Below are 24180 nucleotides of genomic sequence, written 5' to 3'. Positions count from 1 at the left end.
AGCTGCGCCGACCGCAAACACCACCACCACCAGACCGCCGCAGTGACACAAGATCGGGCGGCTTGAGAACCGGCCGCCCGGACTGCCAGGGCTGCCATCACGTGTCACACGAATGCGTCCAGCGGGTCTGCCATGATCGGCAAACCCGCTGGTCACAACCGTCGGGACGACAGGATTTGAACCTGCGACCCCTTGACCCCCAGGAGTGAGGGTCGGGGCCATTTTCTGGATATAGCAGACTTAATCAGGGTGCATGTTGTGCGCTGCAGACTCCCTCGTGCACCATCGCGCACACCGTGTGGTCCCCAACTGGTCCCCACCCGCGGTCATGGCTCGCACGCTACGTGCGACGTGTCGACGCCATGGCCGGCCCCCGGCTGGACAGCCCCTGGGCACTCCCGCATAGGTATCGCTGACCCGAGGGCGGCATCCGCCACCGCATCGCCGGCAAAGGGATCGAGTCCTCAACCGGGCGAGCTTCCTCACGCTGCGGCAAGCTCCCCGACGGGGATTCCGCAGAGCCGAGATGCTCCCGTGGCGACCCGCAGGCTGAGCCAAGGCACCGACCGTGGTCAAGGCGATGCGCCGAGCAGGATCATCAGCGGTTCAGGGTCGCACTCCGTGGCCGCCACGCTTCAGGGAACCGCTCGGGGACTGCCTGCAACCTCCTCGCAGTGAACGCCCTTGTACTGAAAGACTCTTGGCGGCAAGGACAGGGTTTGGCACGATACCGAGCTGCCGGGGATGATGGGCTGGTCTGCGTCGCGGTGGTCGATGACCATCCCATGACACGTCGAGGCGTCGCATCGATCCTCACCGAGGCGGGCGGATTCGCCGTCACCGCGTCGACGCCGGATCCCGCGGAGCTGGGCGATCTCGGAGTCTTCGACCTGATCCTGGTCGATCTGTTCTGGAGGACGACACTCCCTCTGTGCCGTTGGTGGCCCGGCTGGCGGCCGCCAACCGGGTGCTGGTGATGTCGGGCTCACGTCGGCAGGGCGATGTGCGGGCAGCACTGCCCCGACTCCCGGTAGCCGCCCTTGAGCGCGACCAGTTCCTTGGAGCCGTCAGCGCGGACCCCGATGAGGACCAGGACGCAGGCTTTGGCCTCCTCCAGGCAGGCGTTGAGTGGATGCCGTCGGCCCACACGTACACGTAGTCGACCTCCGCGAGGTCGAGGTCCATGAACGCGGCGTGGTCGGCCTGCCACTGCTGGGTCAACCGCGTGACGGTGGCCGGGGAGAGCCCGGCCGGACTGCCCAGGAACTGCTCCAGGGCGGCCACGAAGTCGCCGGAGGACAGGCCGTGCAGCTAGAGCAGCGGTAGCACCTCGCTGATCTTCGGCGACTTGCGGCACCACGGCGGCAGGACCGCCGAGGAGAACCGCTCGCGCTCGCCCCTGGCCGCATCGACGCCCTTGTCGTTCACCCGCGGCGCCTTCACCTCGACCACCCCAGCCGCCGTGGTCACCGTGCGGGGCTGGTGGTAGCCGTTGCGTACGACCAGGCGGTGGCCCTTCCCATCGCGCTGATCAGCCAACTCGGCTAGTTATGCGTTGACCTCGGCCTCCAGCGCGGCGGCCAGCATCCTTCGTGCGCCCTCGCGGACGATCTCGTCGATCGGACAGGAGCCGTCGGCGGTGGTGCCATCGGCGTTCACTATGCTGAGCACGGGCGCGCCTTCCCGACCCGCGCGGCAACGCGGGCCTACTTGATACCGGTCAATCGATCACTCGGGAAGGTACGCCCTCCGCGTGTGCCCTCCCGAGCCAATCCACAGGTAACGAGCATTGCTCGTCGCGGTCCTCGGCCCGGCCGAAACCGAGCACAGCGGATGGACGAGGGGTCTGCCGCACGATCGGGTGACATCTGAACTGGCTTGCCCTGTTGGGCGGGTGGAAAGGATGTCACTGTGCCCAAGCCTTATCCCGAAGAGTTCCGCCAGGACGTCGTGCGGGTCGCGCGGAACCGCGGCCCTGGTGTGACGGTCGAGCAGGTGGCCACCGACTTCGGAGTCCATCCGATGACGTTGTGGAAGTGGATGCGTCGCGCGGACATCGACGACGGGAGCAAGCCCGGAACGACCAGCCAGGAAAGCGCCGAGCTGCGGGAAGCGCGTCGGCGGATCAAGCTGCTGGAGCAGGAGAACGAGGTCCTGCGCCGGGCTGCGGCCTATCTGTCGCAGGCGCATCTGCCGGGAAAAGGATCTACCCGCTCGTGAAGGAGCTGGCCGGGGACGGGATGCCCGTCACGGTTGCGTGCCGGGTGCTGAAGCTCGCCAGACAGCCCTACTACCGCTGGCTGGACCAGCCGGTGACCGATGCCGTGCTGAAGGAGGCGCATCGCGCGAACGCTCTGTTCGACGCGCATCGTGACGACCCGGAGTTCGGCTATCGCTTCCTCGCCGACGAAGCGCGCGGCGTCGGGGCCGTGATGGCGGACCGGACTGCATGGCGGATCTGCCGGGACAACCGCTGGTGGAGCGTGGTCGGCAAGAAGCGTGGCAAGGGCAAGAAGGCCGGCCCGCCGGTGCACGACGACCTGGTCCGCCGTGACTTCACTGCGACCTGTGCGAACCGGCTGTGGCTTGCCGACATCACCGAGCACGCCACCGGCGAAGGCAAGCTCTATCTCTGCGCGATCAAGGACGCCTTCAGCAACAGGATCGTGGGCTACTCCATCGATGCGCGGATGAAGTCCCGCCTGGCCGTGACCGCCCTGGACAACGCCGTGGCCCGGCGTGAAGACGTCGACGGGTGCATTCTGCACAGCGATCGCGGATCGCAGTTCCGCTCCCGGAAGTTCGTCCGGGCGCTCGACCGCCACCGGATGGCCGGATCGATAGGGAGGGTCGGAGCTGCCGGCGACAACGCGGCCATGGAGTCCTTCTTCAGCCTGCTGCAGAAGAACGTCCTCGACCGCCGGAGCCGGGCCACCCGCGAAGAACTCCGGATCGCGATCGTGACCTGGATCGAGCGGACCTATCACCGACGCCGCAGACAAGCCTCACTCGGCCGGCTGACCCCCATCGAATTCGAGACAGTCATGACCACGCCGTCCCTCCAGGCCGCGTGACCGAACCTGTCACCCGAACCTGCATCAGACCCATCCAGCGAACCCCGTACAGGTTGCGCGCAAACCCGTAGAGCTCGTTACCAAATAGGCCCTGGGATGGCGCGGTGCAGCGGGAGCGGCGCGCGTGGGTGGCGTACACGGCGTACCGGGACGGCATCGAGGTGTTCGAGATGGGCTGGACCGGATGACGGTCTCAGGCGGTGCCGTTGTCAGTGCTGTCCGGCACGATGCGGCTCATGCCGACCTTGGATGATCTTCCCCCGTACCGCCGGGCGAAGTTGCTGTGGGAGTTCGCCCACTTCGGCCTGTACGGACTCGAGCAGATGGTTCGGGAGCGGGCCGGGAGGCCGTGCTCCCTGTCCGGTGTGCCCAGGCCGTCGTCACCTCGGGTGGCCGTGCTCGGCGGCGACGGCCGGTACCACCTGATGAGCGCCGGCCGGATGGTATGCGCCGAGGAACAGGCCAAGCAGGGCTGGAAGCACCTGCAGATCTGCTCCTGGACGGACACAGACGGTGCGCTGACCTACGGCTACCACGGGGGCGGCACGTACGACTCGGCCGCGCTGACGTGGTTCGTGGACGCCGGGACCGAGGGTGTTCCCTTGTCGTCGGTGCAGCCGGAACAGCGGTGCCAGGGACAAGGCAGCTACGGCGTCATGCACATGTGGCCTCCGCCCCCGGCGAGGACCGCCCCGGTCCGGAGGATGCGCGCGGTCCTGATCGAGGCCCTCGGGCCGGACTGTCACCTGTGCGGCGCTCTGCCCGGGGCGATGGTCGATCACGACTACTCCACGGGCATGGTGCGAGGCTTGCTGTGCAAGCTGTGCAATCGGACCATCGAGGACTGCCCGCACGTCGACGGCTGCCCCAAGGCCGAGTACATGAGCAACCCGCCGGCCGCGTATCTGGCGCTGCCGTACCCGCCGTCCCTGGCGTACGTACCGAAGGAATCGACCAGGCGGCAGAAGATCGAGTTGCTCGGGTTCGATCCGCTGGCCAAGTGGCGCCCACGGAGCCGGTGACCGAGGCGACCTCCTGTACGGGTCGGTAGGTGGCGGCCGGACCGATCGCGTCGGGCCCGAATCGCTCCCGGATCCGGTCGAGGGCCCCCTCGGTAGCGAGCCGTGCCTGCCGGGCGGTGTCGAGGCTGAGCTGCTCGGCGCGATCACCGTCGACCAGGTCCTCGGCGCGGAGCACGAGGCCGGACAATCTGGCCCGCTGAAGCCCTGCGGCATCCATGAGTAAACGCGCGCGTTCCAGGATTCCTGGACGGACTGGCTTCCGAACCTGCACGGGATGCCACTTCAACGTGGCATCACCGGTCGAGTTCGCGCCCTCAGGCTTGAGGCGGGTGCGAAAAGGTGCGCGTATGGCCCAGCTCCACCGTCAGAGCGCCGGTGAGGTCGCCGAGGATCGCGGTGTCCGGGCCGGTGCCGGGCTTGCGGGTCAGGTCCAGCCGGGCGGGGCAGTTACACAAGGAGGAAGTCAGCGCGTCGCCGCCCGCCGCACTGGCACCGTGTACGTACCCGGTGCACCCTGGGAGTGGGCATCTCCCGCGCCTGGAGCCACAGGCGTGTGCCGCTCTGCCGAGGGGAGGAGGCGTGATGTCCTCATCGGCCGGCTGGGGCCGGCTGACGATCTACCTCGATGAAGCACGGCAGTGGCGGGGTCGGTCACTGGTCGAGGAGGTCGTGCGCCGTGCTTGGGAAGGCAAGCTTCGGGGGGCGAGCGTGCGCCGTGGTATTGCAGGATTCGGCGATGCTGGCACCGTACGCAGGGAGAGTGTGCTCGCGCTTGTTCAGCATCTCCCGGCCGAGATCGTCCTCGTCGACGACATGGTCATCCTGCAGAACTTCTTGACACGCCTGGACCGTATGCAGGCGGTTCTGCTGGCGACCCTCCAACCGGTTGAGGTCGTCGATATCTCCGCCGTGGCCAGCCACGATGCGCACGAGTGGTGAACACCCCCGCCGATACGGCCATCCGCCCCACCTCGGCGATCCTGCCCGCAAAGGAAGCGCGCGATGACCCCACACCTTCCCCGACACCACCACAGGGACGACGACCTCCCTCCGCGCGCGCCCCGCGCGCCCCTCAAAGGCCCGGTCCTGCGCATGACCGTTTTCCTCGGCGAGTGGGACCAGTACCACCACAAGCCGGCCTATACCGAGATCGTCCACCGCGCGCACCGTGCCGGGCTCGCCGGCGCTAGCGTCTTCCGCGGCTTCGAGGGCTTCGGTGCCTCCTCGCTCGTGCACACCACCAGCCTGCTCGACCTCGCCGAAGACCTCCCCCTGACCGTCGTGGTTATCGACGAGGAGGACCGCGTGCGTGCCTTCCTCCCACAGGTCCGCGACGTCGCCCCCCAGTCGCTGGTCACCCTGGAGCCGCTGCAGGCGGTCTGCCACGTCACCGGCTTGCCTCGACCTGCCGCCGGAGAGGAGAGGCGCTGATGCCCGTCCTCATGGTCTTTCTGGGCGGCATGATCGGCGCCCCGCTGCGGTATCTCACCGACAAGGCTGTTCAGGCCCGCCACGACGGTGTATTTGTGTGGCAGCCAGCCGGGCCGGAATGGTCCCGCCGACGAGCGCGTAACCCCTCACATCGACGGGGTGCCGGTCACCGCCCGTTCCGACAAGCAGGACGTCCCACCTGGAGCAAGATCTACGGGCACGGGACTCCGGCCCGGCGTAGTCGGATCGAAAAGCTGGACGCCCGAGTCGAGGACGCCGCATACGTCGGCTGGAGCGGTCCGCGCCCTCCACGGGGGTGCCCCGTCTTGTTCGAATGTCCCTCCCGGGCGGCAGGACGAGCAGATAGGTAATTCCCGGTGAGACCACCGGCTTGTCCTGTCCCAGGTCGTGTTGCCGCTGAGTGAGCTTTGCGGCGTGATCGTCCTGCTCTTCGTTGTTTGCGAGACGGGAGTGCGGGTCTGGCGGCCAGCACGGCGGTTGGTCAATGCATAGCGACGGGCATGATGCCGCGCATCCCCAGGAGCGAGGTTTAGGCTGGTCGTACGGCATCGGTGAGGTCGCAGGAGATGGTGCCCGAAGGGCGGCAGTAACGCGACGACGGTCCTTGCTCACCCGGAGCAGGGGCGGGTGCACGGTGATCGGTGTGCAGAGGCGCGCGGGGCGTAGCGGTTTGCGGAGTGTGGCCGGAGGGCCGAGGACGGTTGCCGGGCCGGCCGAGCGGGCTACGGCAGCCGAGGAGGCGCAACTTCGGCGTGAAGCGCGCCGCCGGGAGTTCGCGGTGTTCTCTGTGATCGCCGTAGGTGGGGCGGTAGGGGCGGGCGCCCGCTACGAGGCGGGGCAGCTGTGGCCCACCGCTAGCAGCGCGTTTCCGTGGACGACGCTGGGTGTCAACGCCGTTGGCTGCCTGATCATCGGCGTTTTTCTGGTGGCGGTCACCGAGGTGTGGTCGGCGCACTATCTGCTGCGGCCGTTCTTCGGCACCGGGGTGCTGGGCGGATTCACCACCTTCTCCACGTACTGCGCCGACATCGAGCGCCTGGTCTCACAGGAGCGGGCCGGTATTGCGCTGGCCTACCTGGCGGTAACCGTCATGGCCGCCATGGCCGCGGTGACGATCGGCGTGGCAGCCGCGCGCCGTGCCATGACCGGAAGGATGCAGTAATGAAGCTCATGGGTCGCACACTGCGGATGACGGTCTACGTAGACGACACCGACACCTGGCATCACAGGCCGCTGTACACGGAGATCGTGCATCGTGCTCACGCGGCAGGACTGGCCGGGGCGTCGGTCTTCCGCGGGGTGGAGGGGTTCGGGGCGTCCTCGATCGTGCACACCACCCGGCTGCTGTCGATGGCGGACGACCTGCCGACTGCGGTCGTCATCGTGGACGAGGAGGACCGGATCCGTGGCTTCCTGCCGCAGCTGGACGAACTGGCCATCGAGGGCCTGGTCACCCTGGAAGAGGTCCAGGTCGTGCACTACGTGGGGCGGGAGGCCGTGAGCCGATGAGGCTCTTGCTGGTGCTGCTCGGTGGCGCCATCGGTGCCCCGTTGCGGTATCTGACAGACCGCACGGTCCAGGCGCACCATGACACCCTCTTTCCCTGGGGCACCTTCGCCGTCAACATCACCGGCTCGGTGATTCTCGGGGTGCTGACGGGGGCGGCGCTGTCCGGCTCCGCGTCGAAGGAGGTGCAGCTGTTCCTGGGGACGGGGCTGTGCGGGGCGCTGACCACGTACTCGACGTTCTCCTACGAAACGCTGAGCCTGGCCGCGGCCGGCGCGAGGTTCCTGGCGTTCGTCAACGTGGCGGCCTCGGTCATCGCGGGGCTCGGGGCGGTGTTCATCGGCTTGGCCGTGGCCAAGGCCGTGTTCGGATAGGCCCCGCCCGCGCCATCCGGACACCGCTGGGGACACCGTTCGCTCCGTCAGCGCCGCTCCCGTCAGACGGCGTCTGCGTGCGTCTGGCCGATGCGGACTACCTCGACCTCTTCGACGATCACCAGGCCCTCGGTGACCAGTTCCTTCACCGTGGGCAGGAAGCGCCGGATGCGTTCCTCTTCGTCCACGATGACGATCGCGAGGGGCAGATCCTGCTTGACCGACCACAGCCGGTAGCCGTGGATGACTGTGGATGCCCCGTAGCCCTCCACTCCGCGGAAGACGGACGCGCCGGCCAGTCCGGCCTGGTGGGCCCGGTGCACGATCTCCGCAACCAGCGGCTTGTGCCTCCAGGTGTCGCATTCCTCGATGAACACCGTCAGCTGCAGGGCCCTGTCAATTAGCCTCATGGTGTCCTCCTGGCTGCCACGCGGTGCGTGCCGCGCCGCACCCCGCACCGCTCGCGCTGAGACCAGCCGTGAACGTCAGACCGCCCGAGGCCGGGTACCCGACGTTGTCCATGGAGAGAGAACCTGCGCGCCGCATGTCCACGGCGCCGCGCATGCGTGAGCCGATCAGCCTGGAGATCGGTGCGCCCCGTGACCTGCGGCTTACTGCCTTTCATGCCGTAACCCTCCTACTCGTGTGGGCCCACAGACGGGCAGACCAAGTTTCACGAGTAGGGACTGTTGGCGGCACCGAAGGTGCCGCGGTTCGGGTACGGCGAGCCCCACCGCCGCGCGACCGCCGCTGACAGGACAGAGGCGCCGCTTACGATTAAGGCTACTCCCGCAGACGCCCGGCGGCCGATCAGCACATCCCGTGCAGCCCCGCCCCGCAGCCGGGCCCCAGCACCGCGGCCCAGGGCGCGGCCAAAACCCGCAGGCCGGGTGTCCTTGGTCGGGGGACCGCACCGCCTTGCCGAACCGCTCGGCGATCACCAGCGCGCATGCTGCCCGCAAGACGCCGTCCAGCCTGAGCACCTGCTCGGTGACCACGGTCAAGGCGTACCGGCGAGTCAGGCCCCAAGAGCGCCGGGTACGGTCCACCAACGGCCCCTATACCAGCCGCAGCCCCAGCGCAGCGGCATCACCCGCGCCGGTCACCACCCGACCACAACCGCCGACGCACCCAGCGACGCCAGCAGCGGACCCGTCACCGAACGGGCGCCCTCGTACACGAAGTCCGCCCGGCTCCCGTGCCGAACCACACCAAGATCCGCCATCCCCACCCCGACGCCGGCCGCCCGGACGGCGTGTACGAATCATCCCCACACCGCCTGCGCCACGGCCGCACCGACGAACACCGCTCCCAGGCCGGCCACCACACTGGCGACCACGTTGGCGGCGGCGAAGAACCGCGCACCGTCCTCGGCCAGCCGCAGCATCTCATACGAGAACGTCGAATACGTCGTCAGCGCCCCACAGAGCCCTGTGCCCAGCACCAGTTGCACCTGCGGCGACGCCGCACCCGCCGTCACCGCCCCCGTCACCAGGCCCAGCACCAGACAGCCCGCCACGTTCACCGCGAACGTGCCCCACGGAAAGACGGTGTCATGCCGGGCCTGCACCGCCCGGTCGGTCAGATAACGCAACGGCGCACCAACCACCGCACCGGCAATCACTAGCAGCCAGTTCACCGCGCCTCCCCCTCCCCGCCTATGTACCGGCATACTTCGACGCCGTCGTTCTCCGCCCCGCCTGCCAGCCGTGTCATCGCCCAGCCCTCCCACAGACCACGCGGCGCGTCACCGACGCCCCGGCCCACACCCCCGCCAACGCCGCCAACAGCGTCAGCCCCAGGTACGCCAGACCCACCCCGGCACGCCCGCCGTTGACCAGCCGCTGAATGTCCACGGCGTACGTCGAGAAAGTAGTGAACCCGCCCAGCACTCCGGTACCGAAGAACGACCGCACCAGCCGGGGCGCGTCCCACACCTGGGTGATCACCACCATGAACACCCCGATCACCGCGCACCCCACAGCGTTCACCGCCAGCGTCGTCCACGGGAGCGCCACCGGCGCGAGCGGCCACAGCAGCCCCACCCCGTACCGGGCTGACGCTCCGATGGCACCGCCGAGCGCCACCACGCGGATGACCGGCCACTGCCCCCGCCACGGCGCACCTTGCCGCAGGGACTGCTCATCAAGATCGGGATCAATGGACGAGTCCACCACCGGTGACTGCCGCGACTCCATCTCCATACCCGCGTCTCCTACTCGCCGGGCACCCGGCATCCGGGCGCACACCATCGCAAGTAGGGACCGTTGGCGGCATCCTCGCCGCGGTTCGCGTACGGCGGGCCCCACCACCGCGCGGCACCCCACAGGCGCCGCAGGCCGCCAGAGTACCGGACCCGCCCGCTGCCGCTACCGCCCGGGCAGGGCGCGGCTATGGCATGCTCACCGCGGCGACATGCCCACGCCACGTGCCTTTCCCCTCCGCCTGCCAGCGAGCCAGTCCGCATCCATTCGTCTCGGTAGCAGCGGGGCTATGGGTCAAAAGCCGTGGTGGCGAAACCGAAGCATAAGAAAGTTCACGTGGCGAGCTTGGCGAGTTCCTTGCAGCAGGTCAGCACGGCGGCGAGGCCGAGGAAGGCGAGGAAGTGGCGGCCTTTGCGGTCGTACCGGACGGTGAGGCGGCGGTAGCCGAACAGCCAGGAGATGGACCTCTCGATCTTCCAGCGGTGGCGTCCGAGTCGTTCGGTAGACTCGACGCCTGGGCGGGCGATCCGGATGATGACGCGTTTGCACAGCCAGGACAAGGTGTCGGCGGAGTGGTACGCCTTGTCGGCCCGGAGCTTGGCGGGCGCCTGCGGCGCGGTCCGCGCCGGCCCACGCAGGCGATGCCCTTGGCGCAACTGAGGCACGGCGAAGGCAGAGAGAAGCAACACCACTGTTGCAACGCTCCCGGACTGGCTGCCCAATTGAACTGGGCATTTAAGCCGCAAAGACAAGCACTCGATGCGTAAGAGATGGCGGGATAAAGTAGGCGTTGCGCCCTCGGTCGAGGTGAACCCGGTAGAACGTCATGGATCCGACGAGGGCGTCCTCGACCGTGCGGAGCGGGGCGCCGGAGGCCGCGTACCCGCTGGGGGCGACCGGCTCGCGCCCTGCGGCGCGGGTACGTCGGCGATGCGGGACGGCCACGTTCCAGCGTGTCGGCCTGCGGGGTGTCCCAGAGTTCGTCGTCGTAGGAGATGCGCAGGTGCAGCTCGGAGGGATCGCCGGGGAGCGAAGAGGGGTCGATCACTGCGGCAGCGTAACGAGGGCCACCGCGTTCGTGGACGACAGAGCTCCCGGATTCCAGGCTGTGGAATCCGGGGGCTCTCAGTCATGGAGCGGGGTGGAGTGCGGGTCACCTCTCGGTGGAGTCGTCGGTGGGGCTGTCCGTGCGGGTGCGGCGTGCCAGGAGGAGAGCGCCTCCGCCTGTTGCTGTCAGTACGGCTGCGCCGCCGATCAGCCACGGTGTGGCGTCGGCTCCGGTGTGGGCGAGGGAGCCTGTCGGCGCCTTCGGCGTGGAGTCGCCGGCCGAGGTCGCGGCGAAGGATGAGGAGTCGGGCTCCGGTGTGGCGCTGCCCGAGGCGGACGGCGTGGTGCCTCCGGTACCGCTGCTTGGCCTTTCCGGGCTCGACGGGGAGTCGGTGGGCTGGTGCGGCGGCTTGTCTGAGGAATCAGGCTTCGGGCCGGTGGTCGTCTTGGCGTTGGTGACGGTCACGGTCACCGGGGCTCCGGGGCCTGCGGTGAACGTCTTCGTCGGCTTGTAGAGGCCGTAGCCGGCGGGGGCCTTGATCTCCTTGATCCAGAACTGCGTCCTGCGGTTCGACACGGGCAGTTCTCCGGAGGCCGTGCCCTTGGCACCGGTGGTCAGGGTGAGCAGCGTGGAGGTGCCGGTGCCGATGTTCACGGTCGCGCCGGGCAGGAGCTTTCCTGTCTTGTCGTCCTTGGCCTGCAGGAGGACCTTGGCGGCCTTGAACGGGTCGGTGATCGTCAGCCGGGTGGCGTTGCCCGGGGTGACGATGACGTCCTGGTCGGCGATGACCTCGCGGAGCGGGCTGCCGGTGGCCGTCTGCTTGAGCCGGTAGACGCCCGGCGCGAGGTCGGGGAAGGTCAGCTTCCCCAGGGCGTCGCACTGTCCGCGTCCGGTTTCCTGGCCGGCGGAGTCGAGCAGTAGGAACATGGCGCCGGGGAGGACATCTCCGGCCGTGTCCTTCGCGGTGATCTCGACGCTGCCCGTGTCCGGGGCCGGTGTCTCGGCAGGGTCGGCTGAGACCGAGGGGGCCGGTTCGGAGGGCTGGGCGCTCGCGGCCGGCGCCCAGATGAGGGTGCCGGCCACCGCGGCGGTGACGGCGGCGGATCGGACAAAGCACACGTTCACGGGGAAGCGAACTCCTTGGGTCTGGAAGCAGGACAGGTCAGCGGGTCCGGCCGGGGGCCGGGACGGGGGGTGGCGGGGAGACGGGCGTGTTGCCGTGCGCGGGCTTCGTGGTCGTGGTGGCGATGTAGAGGCGCGTCGGGTCTGGACGGGGACGTCCTGGACGGTGCGGTGCAGTGGCTCGGTGGAGATGAGCGAGGCGGTGAAGGCGGCGACGAACGTGGTGGGTGTCCGGAAGGAGAAGTCCGCCTTCCAGTGCGGTTCGTCTGGATGGCCGCCCCAGGCTCGCCAGGCCGGCCCGCTGGAGCCGCTGATGTTGTAGCGGTGGCGGACGCCGCCGAGTCCTTCCGGGCTGAGGAAGGTCTGTGTGCCGTCGGTCTTGACGTCGTGGCTCCAGCCGCGGGTGAGTAGCGGCACATACGCCTCCTGCGCGGTCGTCTCGTCCTGGAACAGCCGGTCCTGGTCGCTGTGCAGGTCTTCGAGGTAGAGGTCGAGCAGTTCGGTGTGGACGTCGTGGACCAGCTCGATGGGGGGGGTGGCGTCGAAGGTGATCCACCAGTCCGCAGGGGTGAACAGGGCCCGGTGTGCGGTGATCATCCACGTGCCCTTGCCGGGCTTTTCGGGCTGGAGGTCGTAGGTGGTCTGCAGTCGCAGGCACGGGCTGAACGCGGCAGCCGTGCCGAACTCGGTCTGGGCGAACGGCCAGCCCTCGTCGTAGGGGAAGTCCCACGTGGTGCGAGGGTCGACGGTTCCGGGCCCGGCCAGGTGGCGGGGAAGGACCTGGACCGGCTGGGCCGGGTCGAGGTTTTCGAAGGGGTGGGTCATCACGGGCAGGGCTCCTGCTGAAGGGTGCGGAACGGCTGGCTAGGCGGTGGGGGCCCGGCTCAGCGGGCACGGGTGCCGTTACGGGTGACCGGCGCGGGCGCCGGTTGCGCAGTCCGACCTGCGGCGCGGCCCGGGGTGGACGTGTTCCAGGCGCCGGGGAACCAGACGGCGGTGTACTGCTCGATGGCGTCACGCAGCCCTGTGGTGACGGCCCCAGCCCACGGTGGCTGATCCGGACGGTGGTACTTGTGGATCACGCCGTAACCGTGCGTGTTCGGCCGGGTGTTGGTTGCTTCGTCGCGGCGGTGGAAGGTTCCGTGGTCGAGGAAGCTGAGTGCCACCGCGTCGATCTCGCCGCGGTCCGGGTGGACGACTGCCACGCGCAACCCGCCGTAGGTGTCCGCCCGGATGGTGTCGGTGAAATCGATCCGCAGCCGCAGCTGTCCGCCGGGGGCGGGGACGGCGAAGTAGGTGTTGCCCACAACTGTGTGGTCGGGGAAGGGGAGGCACAGCTCGGCGAAGAAGTCCGGGGCCTGCAGGAACAAGAGGGGTCTCCGGTAGGAGGAAGGGCCTGTGCTAGCGGCGTGGACCGGGCAGGGCTGGTCTGCTGGTGGTGCTCCAGCGCGGGACGCTGGACGCGGGGAGCGCGGCCGGGCGGCGGGACGCGGCGGCCCGCTGCACATCGAGCGGGGTGGGGGCCGGCGGTCCGGGCGGAATGATCGGGGTGAGCTGGGCCATGCCCTTGATGTAGCTGAAGGTGTTCTCGCGCCACCGGGGCAGTGGAGCCGGATCGGCGACGCACTGGGTGACGGCGGTGAGCAGAGCGACAGGGGTGTCGGTGCTGGCCGTGGCGTACCAGACAGGCCGGTCAACGGAGTTGCCCGCCCACAGCTGCCAGCGGGCCTCGCGTGTCGTCAGTTCGGCTTCCGCATCGAGGTCGCCGGTGATGAGTTCCAGGCCGGCCAGTCCGTCCGGGGCCTGGACGGCGAACGCACCCCAGCGCGGGCGGTCGATCTCCCAGCCCTGTTTCAGCAGGGGCACGACGGCAAGGAAGGGATCGTGGTCGTGGCTCCCCGAGACTGGCCAGGCGAGGTAGGCGTCCGGCCCCTGCTCGTATGCCGTGGCGAGGGCCGTGGTGAACGCGGTGACGAACTCAGTGGGGACGCGGTCGTTGAAGCAGACGCCCCAGGTCGGCGGCCCGAACGGATCGCGGTAGGCGGTGATGCGCCAGAGCCCGTCGTCCTCGCCTTCGGGGAGGTAGCCCAGGCGGACCTTGCTGTCGGGAGCGTTGACGTAGACGTTGCCGAGGTCGTCGTGGTGGAGGTCCCAGCCGAGGCCGGTGAGGGGGGCGAGGGCCGGGTCGCCGGTCCCCGTGGTGGAGGCGAGATGGCGTGGGGAGACGAAGACGTCTCCGTCCATCGTGCGCAGGTCGTCGTGAGAGGTCACAGGTCCCTGAAGGGTGAAGGCGGACAGGTCAGGCAGCGAGCGCGAGGGCTTCTCGGAGGGCGTCAGCGGCGCCGGTGTAGTGCAGCGTCCGCAGGCCCAGGCGGGTAGCGGCCCGGCAGTTGTCGGTGCGGTCGTCCACGAACAGCACGCGTCGCGGATCGCTAACTCCCGTGACCTGCAAAGCGTGTTGGTAGGCGGCCGGGTCGGGCTTGCATACCTGAAGCCGGGCCGAGTACAGGGCCTGGGTCATCAAGTGCCGCCAGTCGTGGGTGTCGAGGACGGTGGCGAGGTGGGCGGGTGCGTTGGAGAGCAGCACCATGCGCAGCCGGGTGGCGTAGGCGCGGCGGAGGACGGCCAGGACGCTCGTGTCGGTCTCGGTCCACATGGCACTGTCCGCGGCGCGCAGTTCGCGCAGCAGGCGGGGGCCGGGGTGTGCGTCGAGGACGCGTGCCCAGTACGCCAGGTCGCTGAGCTGGCCGGCGTCGTAGAGGTCGCGGGCGTGCCAGAAGGCTTGCTGGAAGCCGGTGAGATCGTCTTCGGGCCAGGATGCGGTGCGGGCCAGTCGGAGCCAGTGGGTGCGGGTGGGCTGGAGTCCGATGACGCCGTTGTTAGGCAGAGTTCGCTGTCTCAGTACGGCAGGTCTCGCAGGCGCTACGTCACCCGCAAGTGCTATGACTGACTGCCGAATCTCGGTTAGCGAGGACGAGTCGTGCCGCGACGGAAGACCGCTATGTCGTGGTCGAGCCCCAGTACGAGATCGCCATCGGGGCTCCCAGCAACAGAACCTAGGTTGGTAACCGCCAAGAAGCCCGCGGGCTTACCAGTCCGCAAATCCCACACCCCGACCTGCAGCTCCCGCTCCGGTCGCCCCGACACGAATATGTCGGCGACAGCGATGGGGACGCCGTCCACGATCGTGCAAGCCACCGACCAGACCTGGCCCGTGTGGCCGATCAAGGGTCGGCCGATGAGGGTACCGGTCCGCAGATTCCACACCCGCAGCAGCCCATCGTCGCCGCCGGTGACGGCGACGGGACTACCGTCCAACACCGTGCACGCCACCGCGTACACCGCGCCCTTGTGCCCAATCGCGAACTCGCTGATGAGCGTGCCGGTTCGCAGATCCCACACCGTCCCGCCGCCGGTGACGGCGACGGGACTACCGTCCAGCACCGTGCACGCCACTGGTCCTCCCCCGCGGTTGTGGCCCAAGGGTGGGCCGATGGGGTTGCCGGTCCGCAGATCCCACACCTGCACCGTCCCGTCATAGCCGCCGGTGACGGCGACCGGAGCACCGTCCAGCACCGTGCACGCCACTGATCTTCCGTCGCCGGTGTGGTCGAAGGGTGGGCCGATGGGGATGCCGGTCCGCAGATCCCACGCCCGCACCGTCGCATCGATGGTGCGGCTGCTTTGAGTGACGGCGATGGGCGTGCCGTCCAGCACCGTGCACGCCACCGCCAACACCGCCCCTGTGTGGCCAGCCAAGGGTCGGCCGATGGGGTTGCCGGTCCGCAGATCCCACACCTGCACCGTCCCGTCGTGCTCGTTGCTGCCGGTGACTGCGATGGGGGTGCCGTCCAGCACCGTGCACGCCACTGCCAACACCTTGCCTGTGTGGCCAGCCAGGGGCTGGGCTATGGGAGGGCCGGTCCGCAGATCCCACACCCGCACCGTCCCGTCATATCCGCCGGTGACGGCAACCGGAGCGCCGTCCAATACGGTACAAGCTGCCCCCGTCACTCCGGTGGGAGTGGCCAAGGGCTGGCCTATGGGTTTGCCGGTCCGTACATCCCACACCCGCACCGTCCCGACGGGGCTACCACCGGTGACGGCGATGGGGGTGCCGTCCAGCACTGTGCACGCCACCGCCGACACCACGCGGGTGTGGCCAGCCAGGGGCTGGCCGATGGGGTTGCCGGTCCGCAGATCCCACACCCGCACCGTCCCGTCGGTGAGGCCACCACCGGTGACGGCGACGGGAGCACCGTCCAGCACCGTGCACGCCACCGCCAACACCGCGCCCGAGTGGCCAGCCAAGGGTCGGCCGATGGGGTTGCCGGTCCGCAGATCCCACACCCGCGCCGTCCCGTCGCGTCCGCTGCTGCTGCCGGTGACGGCGACGGGACTACCGTCCAGCACCGTGCACGCCAACGCCGTTACCGCGCCTGTGTGCCCAGTGGAGAATCTTCTGATGAGGGTGCCGGTCCGCAGATCCCACACGGCCACCGTCCCGCCGCCGGTGACGGCAACCGGAATACCGTCTAGCACCGTGCACGCCACTGCAAAGACATAGCCCCTGTCAGCGGCCAGGGGCTGGCCGATAAGGGTGCTGGTCCGCAGATCCCACACCCGCACCGTCCCGTCGGCGTCGCCGGTGACAGCGACGGGACTACCGTCCAGCACCGTGCACGCGACCTTCACCTTCTTGTCCTTACAGTTGGTCAGGGGCTGGCCGATAAGGGTGCTGGTCCGCAGATCCCACACCCGCACCGTCCCGTCGGCGCCGCCGGTGACAGCGACGGGACTACCGTCCAACACCGTGCAGGCCACCGCCAGTACCTCGAACGTGTGGCCGGTCATGGTGCCGCGCAGTGCCGGGGAGAAAGTGCCGCCCGTAGCCCAGAGCGGGGCCCAGTCGCCCTCGGGTATGTGGTGGATGAGTTGCTGATGGAGGGCCGTGGCGCCTGCCCGGGCAGCGTCGAGAGCGAGTACGTGGCGACGTACCCCCGGAGCCGTGCTGGCATGGATTCCGAGGGAGGTGCGGTAGACCGCTGCGGAAAGCTGACCCGATGATGTTGCACGGTGATACAGGTGTGGAACCAGGTTGCGGGGGGCCGCGTGGACCAGGTACTCGGCGTCGGTGATCAAGGTGTCCAGTTGTCCTGCGGCTGCTGCGTGACTGGCCAGATGGTCACGTGTGTATGCATCGGCATGAACCCAGTCCCGATGCCCATCTCGTTCAGGAACGGCGTCTACCAGAGCTGCGGTAATGGCCGCCTCAGGTGCGTGATGGACAAGCTCGTACTCTTCTCGCAGGTGCTGGTCGAGGGCGTCGTGGTACAGCCGGTATGTGGGTGTCCCCGCGCCGTCGTTGACCCTTTCGACAAGGTAGTGCGCCGCGCTCTGGAAGATCTTCTCCCGGTCTTCGGCGCTGTGGCAGACGCCGAAACCGAGCGCGTCAGCCAGGTACAGCCAGGTGTCGCTGCGGGGGAGGCCGTCGCCGCGGGCGTACGCAAGGGCTGTGAGCAAGCGGCGGATGGTCTCGGTATCCGTGCCGCACGCATCGAGGTATGCGTCCAATGCCTGGCCGACAGTCTCGGGTAGTTCGTCCTCCCAGGAGGGGTCGTCCAGTTCGGGGTGCCGCGTACTGCGGCGGATCAGCCAACCGGTGGTGAGCTGGGCGATCAGGAAGTTGTAGCGGGCCTTGCGGGCCACGGCCTCGCCGACGGCTTGCCGTTGATTCGACTCGTATGCGTGGTACCGGGCCGAGCCCGACCGTTCGCTGCTCAGGCGCTGTACGACGTAGTCGGCGATGTCGGGGCGGTGCAGGTACCGGCTGTCTTCCAGATCGATGCGAGGGGCGCTGCGGCCGAAGTTGTTCAGGATGCGTGCCCGGCTGGTTCCGGCGGGCGCGGTGCGCACGGAGGCCAGGACCCGGACCCGGCCGGTGGTGGCAAGCTGCCGTAGCAGGGTCGCGATCCGCAGTGCCTCTTTGAGGTCGGCGGCCTCCTCCACGGCGTCCGCCAGCACCGTGATCTTCTCGCCGAGGGGGAGCTCGCCTATCGCGGCCAGCAGTTCGTCGGAGTCACTCGCGTCGATACCGAGCCCGCGGGCTAGCTGCGCCGCCGCTTCGTCGCAGGTGCGCCCCTTCAGATGGAGCGCCGCATTGAAGGATCCGATCGGCGGACGTGGGTCGGAGATGCCGGCGGCCCAGGCCCGTCGGGGGTCGGGGCGAGGTACTGTCTCGGCCAGAAGCGGGTCGGATGAGACGAGCGAGTGCGCCAGGAGCGCAGATTTGCCAGTGCCCGGTCCTCCCGTCACGAGCAGGATCGGGTGCTCTGCGAGGGCTGGGTCCATGTCCTTCAGCCAGTCGCAGATAACTCGGCGGGCCTCGGTGCGGCCAGTGAAGAACCATTCGGCAGTGCCGGAATCGGTCTCCAGGCCGCGTGCCCGGGGGCGCCAGTGCGAGCGGTAGCTCTCGTCGAGGTCCAGCCTCCAGCGGCAGTTGGTCCGGACCTCGGGCCAGAGTGTCCGCAGGTACGACATTGGCAGCATGTGCCCGGTGCGGTGCTTGTCGCGCATCACGACGATGCCGACCACGGCCTCCCTGCTGTGGTCGAACACGGGTGAGCCGGAGAAGCCCACCTCGATCGCCCAGCCGGCCGAGCTTTTCGCGTCCAGCTGCACCCACGGTCCCTCCCGACCACTGGCCCCCCGCAGCACACCGGTCGCCTGGCGTGCCGCAAGATCACCATGAGGGAAGCCGTGGACAGAAAATCGGTGACCACTCAGCGCGGGGGGACATGCCAGCGGAGCCGGAATGCAGTCGACAGACGAGTCCAGTTCCAGCAGTGCAACGTCGCCGGACTCGTCCGCCGCGATCGGCACCCAGTCCATGAGCCTGGCACGCATCCGCGTACCCGTGGTTCCGGGCTCACCGGAGAACGGGAACTCGACTGCGAACTCGACCGCCTCATCGCGCTCGGCCAGGCCGAGTCCGGGTACGGGAAGCGGTCGCCCGAGTTGCTTTTCCAGCACATGGGCGCAGGTCACTACATGCCGGGCCCCGATGAGTACGCCAGCTCCCGCTACGCTCTCACCGTGGAGGTGCGGAAACCGGACCAGCCACGGCGGACGCTCCGCGAGCCGGCTTGCCAGGCCCGTCATGGGGCCGGGTCCGAGCCCGTCGTCGGAGTCGTGCTCCGCCACACCACCTTCACGTTCAGATGCGCATTCGTTCCGGCCGATACCAGTGTCGCGCCGAACTTGCCGTCGACCGCCACCCCGAAGGTCACCTCCACCTCCTCCGGCGGCGGGTCGATCGCGCGCAGTTGGGCTAGCGCCCCCTCGGCTGCGGACCGTACGCCTGCCAGGGCACCCTGCCAGGTATCCGCCGCAGCCCGGGCGATCCGGTCCCCGGCGCCGGCTCGGACCAGTCCGCTGCCGTCGTTGTCATCGGCCCTGTCAGGGACATCGACGTAAACGCGTCCGTCCTGACCCGCCGCGAATTCCACTACCGTCACGCGCGTGCACCTCCGTGGCCAAGTGTTCCATCCGGCTGCTGTTCAAGGTGAGTTGATGAGTTAACAAGGTCAAAGAGGCGCGACTGGCCATGCCGTGGCGTTTGCGTCACCGCCGGCTTGGGAGGGAGTAGGGCCGGGCAGGCGTCTGCGCAGGGCAAGGTTCTCGGCGTACAGGTTCGCGGTGACCGTGGCCAGGGCGTCGAGCTGGCCCTGGAGTTCGCGTGCTTGCTCGCGGGCCTGGGCAAGTTGGGCTCGCAGGGTGGTGATGGTGTCGTCGCTGGCCCTCTCGCTGGGCGTGCGGCGAACGGGATGGGGTACATGGGCACTCCATTCGGCAAGGACGTCGGTGGCGCGGTGGGCGGTAGCGTGGCTGACGCCGGCTTCACGGGCGAGGTTTTCCTTGGTGAGGGCGCCGTCGGTGTGCTGGGGCTGTCCGGCCAGGAGGCGGGTCATGGCAGCGCGGAGTTTGGCTTCGGAGGCTGGGGAGACGGCCATTTACGGGTCCTGGGAGAGGGCGGTGGTGATGGTCTCGACGTCGTCGAGGCGGGCTTGGAGGGCGGCTCGGCGGGCGGGTGGAAGGCGGCGGTCGCGGAGCTGCTGGGTGAGGTCGTGTTGTTCGGCGAGCCAGATGGGGGCGTGGTCAGTGGTGACGGCGGAGTTGCGGCAGCAGGCTGGCTGGCAGGCCCCGATGAGTGGCGCACCGCCCTCGTTCTCTGAGAGGTGTTGGGTGCATTCGGCCCATTCCGGTTGCCACAGGCAGTGGTTGAGGGTGCCGAAGTGCAGCTCGGGTAGTTCGGTGCGGATGAGATCGGCAGCGGCGCGCGGATCGGCGGCGAGCGCCTGGAGGCCGGGCTGCGTCCCGTGCGGGTCTGCGGGGGTGGGAAGTTGGGCGGCGGCACGGTCGAGGCCGGCGTGCAGGCGGTTGGCTGCGGGTCCGACGGCGACGGTGGCGCCGGTGGTGCGGGCGGTGAGCAGCCCGGTGAGTTTGGCGGCTGCGGCGGTGGCGAGCCGGTCGTCGAACTCGCGCATCCAGGCGCCGTCGGGGGCGGCGTAGGAGTGGGTGGTGGGGTTGGCCAGGATGCGGCGGGCGGCGTGCTTGAGCTGGATGCCGAGCGCGATCTCGCCGTCGGGTTCCTGAGCGCAGATGACGGACATGGTCTTGCGGAACTGGTGCGGTCGCACCCGCGCGTCGGGAATGGCGTCGAGTCCGGTGGTGTGGCGGCGGGCGTTGACGTGGGCGATGAAAGTGTCAATGGCACACGGGGCGCTGATGCCGCGTCGGCCTGTTCCCCGGCCGTGGCCCGAGGTGCCGGGCGTGGCCAGGGTGGTGAACAGGTGGGTGGGGTGTTGTGAGAGGCGTTCGAGGACGGTCAGGGCGGTGGCGACGGGCTGGATGATCCACCACTTCTCTTCGACGGGCCCGAGCTCGTTCTTCAGCTTGTGCGAGCGCAGGGCGGGTGTTCCGTAGTGGTTGGTGAGGGCTCCGCGGCGGATCTCCTGGATTTCGGAGTCGCGCATCATCGACAGCGCTGCCACGAAGCAGTACACGGCGCCTTGTAGCACCCGCAGTTCGTCGCCGAGGTCGCGGTCGGTCAGCTGGGTGCGCCACGGGCCTTCGGTGCCGTCGGCGCGTCGTACGACTGTGAAGTGCGGTATGGGGCGGGGCAGGTCGGCGGCGCGGGCCTGCCCCGCCAGGACCTGGTACTGGCCTGCGTCAACGGCGGCCTGGGCGATCGCGCGGCGTCTGCGGGAGGCCGCCGAGCTCGGAGAGATGGTGCGCGGGCCGCCGGGGCCGTAGACGAGGGTGGCCAGCAGTGACCAGCGGGGGGTGCGGACGACCTGGTCTCCTTGGGCGGTGGTGCGGGTCGTCTCGTGGACGGGGACGAGGTGGCCGGGTTCGGCGAGCCATGTCTTCAGAGCGGCGTCGCGTTCGGCCGGTGAGCGCTGAGGCGTCTGGGTGGACGGGGCGTTGGGTTGGCGGGTGAGGCCGAGCATCTCCTCGGCCTGGCCGGGGGTGAGGGCGATGGTGCGTCCGCGGGCGGTTTCGTCCAGGACGCGGCGGCGGCGCGAGGCGGCGGATGGGCGCGAGGGGCCCAGGGCGTGCTCGTTGGTGCCGTCGGTGATCAGCAGGCTGATCACCGACCACATCGGGGTGCCCGCCGGGCTGGTCCGGAATGCGTCGGCGTGCACGGGAATCCGGGTCGCAGGGTCGGCGAGCCAGGCGTCCAGCCGTTCGTCGATGCTCGGCCGCGCCCGTGACGGACCTGCCGGAGCGGGGCGTGCGGGCCGGGCGAGAGCCTCGTCCCGGGCGGTGAGGATGTTGTCGGCGAAGGAGTCGATGTAGGTCCATGCGGCCCGCAGCAGCGGCCACCATACGGCCGGTTCGACGGTGGGGGTCGGTGTGGTGCAGGCCGCGCCCACGGCGGCGGATCGTGTCGGGTCGGTGACGAGTCCGCCGCCGGTCAGCACGGGATGCAGGTCGTGCAGGGCGGTGAGCATGGACCGGTAGGGGATCAGGGACCGCTCCCGGGTCACGCCGGCCTGCAGGAGGGAGGCCAGGAACGCGGTGAGCATGTCATCGGTCCAGTGCGGGAGGTGGCTGGGCTGGTTGTGGGCGATGGCCCAGCGGCCCAGTACGCCGAGGCGCTCGATCATCTGTCGCACCGTGGAAAGGTGGGCCGGCTGGGCGGGACGGAAGACGCCGGCGGTCCGCAGGACGGGATGGGTCGGGTTGAGCAAGGCGAAGGCGACCTCCCTGGCCCGCAGGTTCCATGCCGCGTCGAAGGTGGGGAAGACGATCCGCCAGTTGCCCGGGATGACGTTGCTCGGCCGGCGCAGGCAGGAGCCGCTCCAGCGTTCCCGCTCGCCGAAGCGGGGCACCGGGTCCTGGTGCTGTTCGAGCAGTCCGTTGGCTGCGGTGAAGACTGGATGGTCATCGCCGAACGCCGCCCGGGGAGTCGGCAGAGCTGCCTCTTCGCAGGCGGGGGCGCTCACCGCTCGTACTCCGTGCGCATGCCGAGGGGGAGGTCGAGCCGGGCTCGGCCCTTCTGGGCCGCGCGGCGGGCGTCGGGCATCGACGCGGCGCATTCGTCGAACAGCTGCGCCAGTGCGGTGGCCTGGCGGCCCCAGAGTGCCTGCCACTGGGGCGGGGTGAGCCGGTTGCGCATCCGCTCGATGTGCTCGGCCAGCAGCACCAGACGGGGCAGGTGGGAGGGGAAGACGACCGCGTTGCGGCACAGCATGCACATCGCCGGCGCGACATGGCACACCGAGCCCGCGGGCGTGTGCGGGGAGGCATAGGGGTCGCGGCAGTTGACCAGGCCCATGTCCAGCTGCCCGTCCCGCATCGCCTCGGCGGTGTCCTCATCCAGGCCCAGCGCGGCACTCACCTCGGGCTCTGTCAGGTCGGCCACGGCTTCCTCGTCGGTGAAGACCGGTCGGGTCAGCGACGCGAACACCTTCTGCTGGGCCGTGGTTACGGCCCGCCCCGCCAAGACGTGCGCGGTGGTGCCGTGCGCGTAGTGGCGGCGGAAGACCTCCACGTGGTGGTCGTCGCCCGCCAGGTCGGCGATTGCGCCGCCCAGCGCGACCACCCTTCCGATCTTGGCTGTCTTGCGCAGTCTGCGCGCATCGTGCGGCGCCGTGATCTCCAATGGACGTCCGTCCGTCCGGCGCTGACGGGTGATCCAGTCGGTCAGTCGGCGCCCCGAAAGGACGAACTCGGCCCGCCGCCCGCCTACCCGCGCCCGGCCGGCGCCGGAGGGCTCCACCGCCACCCACAGCCAGTTGGCGACATCCGGGTAGGCGTGCCGGACCGGGTCTGTGACCGCGAACAGGCGGCGCAGCAGCCCCGGTACGTCCCAGCGGCCTTCCCCGTCGAATGTGGACCCGTCACCGTCGTCGGCCGCCGCGCTACCGGTGTGCAGGCGGCGCCGGATCCGCCCGGCGCGGCGCTTGGTCTGTGCAAGGCGCACCCCGCCGTCGGTGAATTCGACGTCGCCCACGGCGAGATCGAGGAGTTCTTCCGGTGTGCACTCGTCCATGGCCAGCAGCAGCAACACGCGAAACGGCTGCAGATCCAGCTCACGCGGGAACACCATCGCCGCAAGGCCCGCGAGCAGCGCCTGCGGGGCCCACGTTGCGCCTGCGTCCCCGGCAACCTGCCGGATCTCGGTGGGCCAGTGTCCGGGTGACGTCGGCAGATGGGCACGCAGCACCGTCGTGTCCAGCATTCCCTGATGCACCGCCCAGACCAGGTTCGCCACGGTCTCCCAGCCGCCGCACCGGGGATCGCCTCCCGTCTCCAGCAAGTCTCGACCGGCGGCCAGACGGCGTTCGAGGGCCCGGATGTCGTGGCGGGCGGCATCCCGCAGCGCGAGTCGCTCGGCCTGGTTGAACTCCTCCAGCGGCGGTGGCTCAGCCGGTTTCCCGAACAGCGGCGCCGCCTGCGCCCGGGCGGCGAGCTTGCGCGGCAGGTCCCCTTCCCGTACGGACCGCTGCTCGATCAGCGCCAGCAGATTCGACGCCAACTCGTAGCCGCGTTTGGACGGATAAGGGTGAACGCGGCGCAGTTCATGCTCCCACTCATAGATGATCTCCGTCAGGTCCGCCGGTCCCCCCGCCAGCCGCACGAGCTGCGGATCGAGCCCGCGCTCGGCCAGCCATGCGTCGGCGAACGCGGCGAAGAACCGCACCGCCCGCGCGGCCCGGTCAGGCCCCCGCAGGGCACGCGCCCGGCAGTACAACACCCACTCATCGGCCAACTCCGCCACCAGAGCGCGACAGGCGAACCGGCCGGGATCCACCCGGCACACCGCGCCGTCCCGGCGGGACGCACGCTCCACCTCCCGCACCCCCACCC

At 69.4% G+C, this 24180-nt stretch carries 21 protein-coding genes and 3 pseudogenes; 9 read left to right on the top strand and 15 right to left on the bottom strand.

Going from position 1 to position 24180, the window contains the following annotated elements; genetic code table 11:
* Positions 1–785: 785 nt before the first annotated feature.
* A complete protein-coding gene (locus tag ACWGKQ_RS16065) occupies positions 786–977 on the top strand; it encodes a hypothetical protein (RefSeq protein ID WP_453292529.1) in 192 nt (63 codons plus the stop codon).
* A 44-nt stretch (positions 978–1021) separates the two neighbouring features.
* Here the strand turns inward: ACWGKQ_RS16065 and ACWGKQ_RS16060 are convergent.
* Positions 1022–1671, bottom strand: a pseudogene (locus tag ACWGKQ_RS16060) (transposase); the annotation flags it as partial.
* 240 nt (positions 1672–1911) lie between these two features.
* Here ACWGKQ_RS16060 and ACWGKQ_RS16055 point away from each other — a divergent pair.
* The 8 genes and pseudogenes from ACWGKQ_RS16055 (at position 1912) to crcB (ACWGKQ_RS16020) (ending at position 7428) form a co-directional block, all read left to right on the top strand.
* Positions 1912–3074 (top strand): IS3 family transposase gene (locus tag ACWGKQ_RS16055; RefSeq protein WP_453292528.1). Its coding sequence is split into 2 segments (ribosomal slippage): positions 1912–2196 and positions 2199–3074, totalling 1161 coding nucleotides; the frame shifts between segments, so codons are not numbered across the junction.
* A gap of 236 nt (positions 3075–3310) precedes the next feature.
* Positions 3311–4096 (top strand): endonuclease domain-containing protein, encoded by a 786-nt coding sequence (locus ACWGKQ_RS16050; RefSeq protein WP_453292527.1) that lies wholly within the window; start codon positions 3311–3313, stop codon positions 4094–4096.
* 582 nt (positions 4097–4678) lie between these two features.
* Positions 4679–5035: a DUF190 domain-containing protein gene (locus tag ACWGKQ_RS16045; protein ID WP_453292526.1), complete on the top strand. Its 357-nt coding sequence runs from the start codon at positions 4679–4681 to the stop codon at positions 5033–5035.
* A gap of 153 nt (positions 5036–5188) precedes the next feature.
* Complete coding sequence (locus ACWGKQ_RS16040) at positions 5189–5527, top strand: DUF190 domain-containing protein (protein ID WP_362573024.1); 339 nt, start codon at positions 5189–5191, stop codon at positions 5525–5527.
* A pseudogene (locus ACWGKQ_RS16035) lies at positions 5527–5628 on the top strand (fluoride efflux transporter CrcB); the annotation flags it as partial. The gene ACWGKQ_RS16040 and the pseudogene ACWGKQ_RS16035, both read left to right, overlap by 1 nt.
* Before the next feature lie 698 nt (positions 5629–6326).
* Entirely contained in the window at positions 6327–6710 is a 384-nt protein-coding gene (gene crcB / locus ACWGKQ_RS16030) for a fluoride efflux transporter CrcB (protein ID WP_453292525.1), read from the top strand.
* Positions 6710–7057, top strand: coding sequence for a DUF190 domain-containing protein (locus ACWGKQ_RS16025; RefSeq protein ID WP_453292524.1), 348 nt, complete (start codon positions 6710–6712; stop codon positions 7055–7057). Before crcB (ACWGKQ_RS16030) ends, ACWGKQ_RS16025 begins: the two co-directional genes overlap by 1 nt.
* Positions 7054–7428, top strand: coding sequence for a fluoride efflux transporter CrcB (crcB, locus tag ACWGKQ_RS16020; RefSeq protein WP_453292523.1), 375 nt, complete (start codon positions 7054–7056; stop codon positions 7426–7428). Before ACWGKQ_RS16025 ends, crcB (ACWGKQ_RS16020) begins: the two co-directional genes overlap by 4 nt.
* Before the next feature lie 62 nt (positions 7429–7490).
* Here the strand turns inward: crcB (ACWGKQ_RS16020) and ACWGKQ_RS16015 are convergent, their stop codons facing one another.
* The 14 genes and pseudogenes from ACWGKQ_RS16015 to ACWGKQ_RS15950 all read right to left on the bottom strand — a co-directional run bounded on the left by ACWGKQ_RS16015 (position 7491) and on the right by ACWGKQ_RS15950 (position 24124).
* A complete protein-coding gene (locus ACWGKQ_RS16015) occupies positions 7491–7838 on the bottom strand; it encodes a DUF190 domain-containing protein (RefSeq protein WP_393846248.1) in 348 nt (115 codons plus the stop codon).
* Between the two features lie 854 nt (positions 7839–8692).
* The gene (gene crcB, locus ACWGKQ_RS16010) at positions 8693–9067 is read right to left on the bottom strand and encodes a fluoride efflux transporter CrcB (protein ID WP_453292522.1); all 375 of its coding nucleotides are present in this window, start codon (positions 9065–9067) and stop codon (positions 8693–8695) included.
* Between the two features lie 73 nt (positions 9068–9140).
* The gene (gene crcB, locus ACWGKQ_RS16005; protein ID WP_453292611.1) at positions 9141–9626 is read right to left on the bottom strand and encodes a fluoride efflux transporter CrcB; all 486 of its coding nucleotides are present in this window, start codon (positions 9624–9626) and stop codon (positions 9141–9143) included.
* A gap of 338 nt (positions 9627–9964) precedes the next feature.
* Complete coding sequence (locus tag ACWGKQ_RS16000; RefSeq protein ID WP_453292521.1) at positions 9965–10321, bottom strand: transposase; 357 nt, start codon at positions 10319–10321, stop codon at positions 9965–9967.
* Between the two features lie 464 nt (positions 10322–10785).
* The gene (locus ACWGKQ_RS15995) at positions 10786–11805 is read right to left on the bottom strand and encodes a SpaA isopeptide-forming pilin-related protein (RefSeq protein ID WP_453292610.1); all 1020 of its coding nucleotides are present in this window, start codon (positions 11803–11805) and stop codon (positions 10786–10788) included.
* A 234-nt stretch (positions 11806–12039) separates the two neighbouring features.
* Positions 12040–12627: pseudogene (locus tag ACWGKQ_RS15990) on the bottom strand (DUF317 domain-containing protein); the annotation flags it as partial.
* Between the two features lie 59 nt (positions 12628–12686).
* The gene (locus ACWGKQ_RS15985) at positions 12687–13172 is read right to left on the bottom strand and encodes a hypothetical protein (RefSeq protein ID WP_453292520.1); all 486 of its coding nucleotides are present in this window, start codon (positions 13170–13172) and stop codon (positions 12687–12689) included.
* Between the two features lie 31 nt (positions 13173–13203).
* A complete protein-coding gene (locus ACWGKQ_RS15980) occupies positions 13204–14046 on the bottom strand; it encodes a DUF317 domain-containing protein (protein ID WP_453292609.1) in 843 nt (280 codons plus the stop codon).
* Between the two features lie 55 nt (positions 14047–14101).
* Positions 14102–14704, bottom strand: a complete 603-nt coding sequence (locus ACWGKQ_RS15975; protein ID WP_453292608.1) for an HAD-IA family hydrolase — start codon at positions 14702–14704, stop codon at positions 14102–14104.
* Between the two features lie 62 nt (positions 14705–14766).
* On the bottom strand, positions 14767–19005 hold the full coding sequence (locus tag ACWGKQ_RS15970; RefSeq protein WP_453292519.1) for a hypothetical protein: 4239 nt from the start codon (positions 19003–19005) through the stop codon (positions 14767–14769).
* Entirely contained in the window at positions 18960–19319 is a 360-nt protein-coding gene (locus tag ACWGKQ_RS15965) for a CU044_2847 family protein (RefSeq protein WP_453292518.1), read from the bottom strand. Before ACWGKQ_RS15965 ends, ACWGKQ_RS15970 begins: the two co-directional genes overlap by 46 nt.
* 69 nt (positions 19320–19388) lie before the next feature.
* Positions 19389–19772, bottom strand: coding sequence for a hypothetical protein (locus ACWGKQ_RS15960; RefSeq protein WP_453292517.1), 384 nt, complete (start codon positions 19770–19772; stop codon positions 19389–19391).
* A 42-nt stretch (positions 19773–19814) separates the two neighbouring features.
* Positions 19815–22313, bottom strand: a complete 2499-nt coding sequence (locus tag ACWGKQ_RS15955; protein ID WP_453292516.1) for a hypothetical protein — start codon at positions 22311–22313, stop codon at positions 19815–19817.
* Positions 22310–24124 (bottom strand): hypothetical protein, encoded by a 1815-nt coding sequence (locus ACWGKQ_RS15950; protein WP_453292515.1) that lies wholly within the window; start codon positions 24122–24124, stop codon positions 22310–22312. Before ACWGKQ_RS15950 ends, ACWGKQ_RS15955 begins: the two co-directional genes overlap by 4 nt.
* Positions 24125–24180 lie beyond the last annotated feature (56 nt).

The sequence above is a fragment of the Streptomyces sp. NPDC054770 genome, from assembly GCF_053611985.1.
Note: the sequence above shows the minus strand (reverse complement) of the source record. Positions and strands in the feature narration are given on the sequence as shown.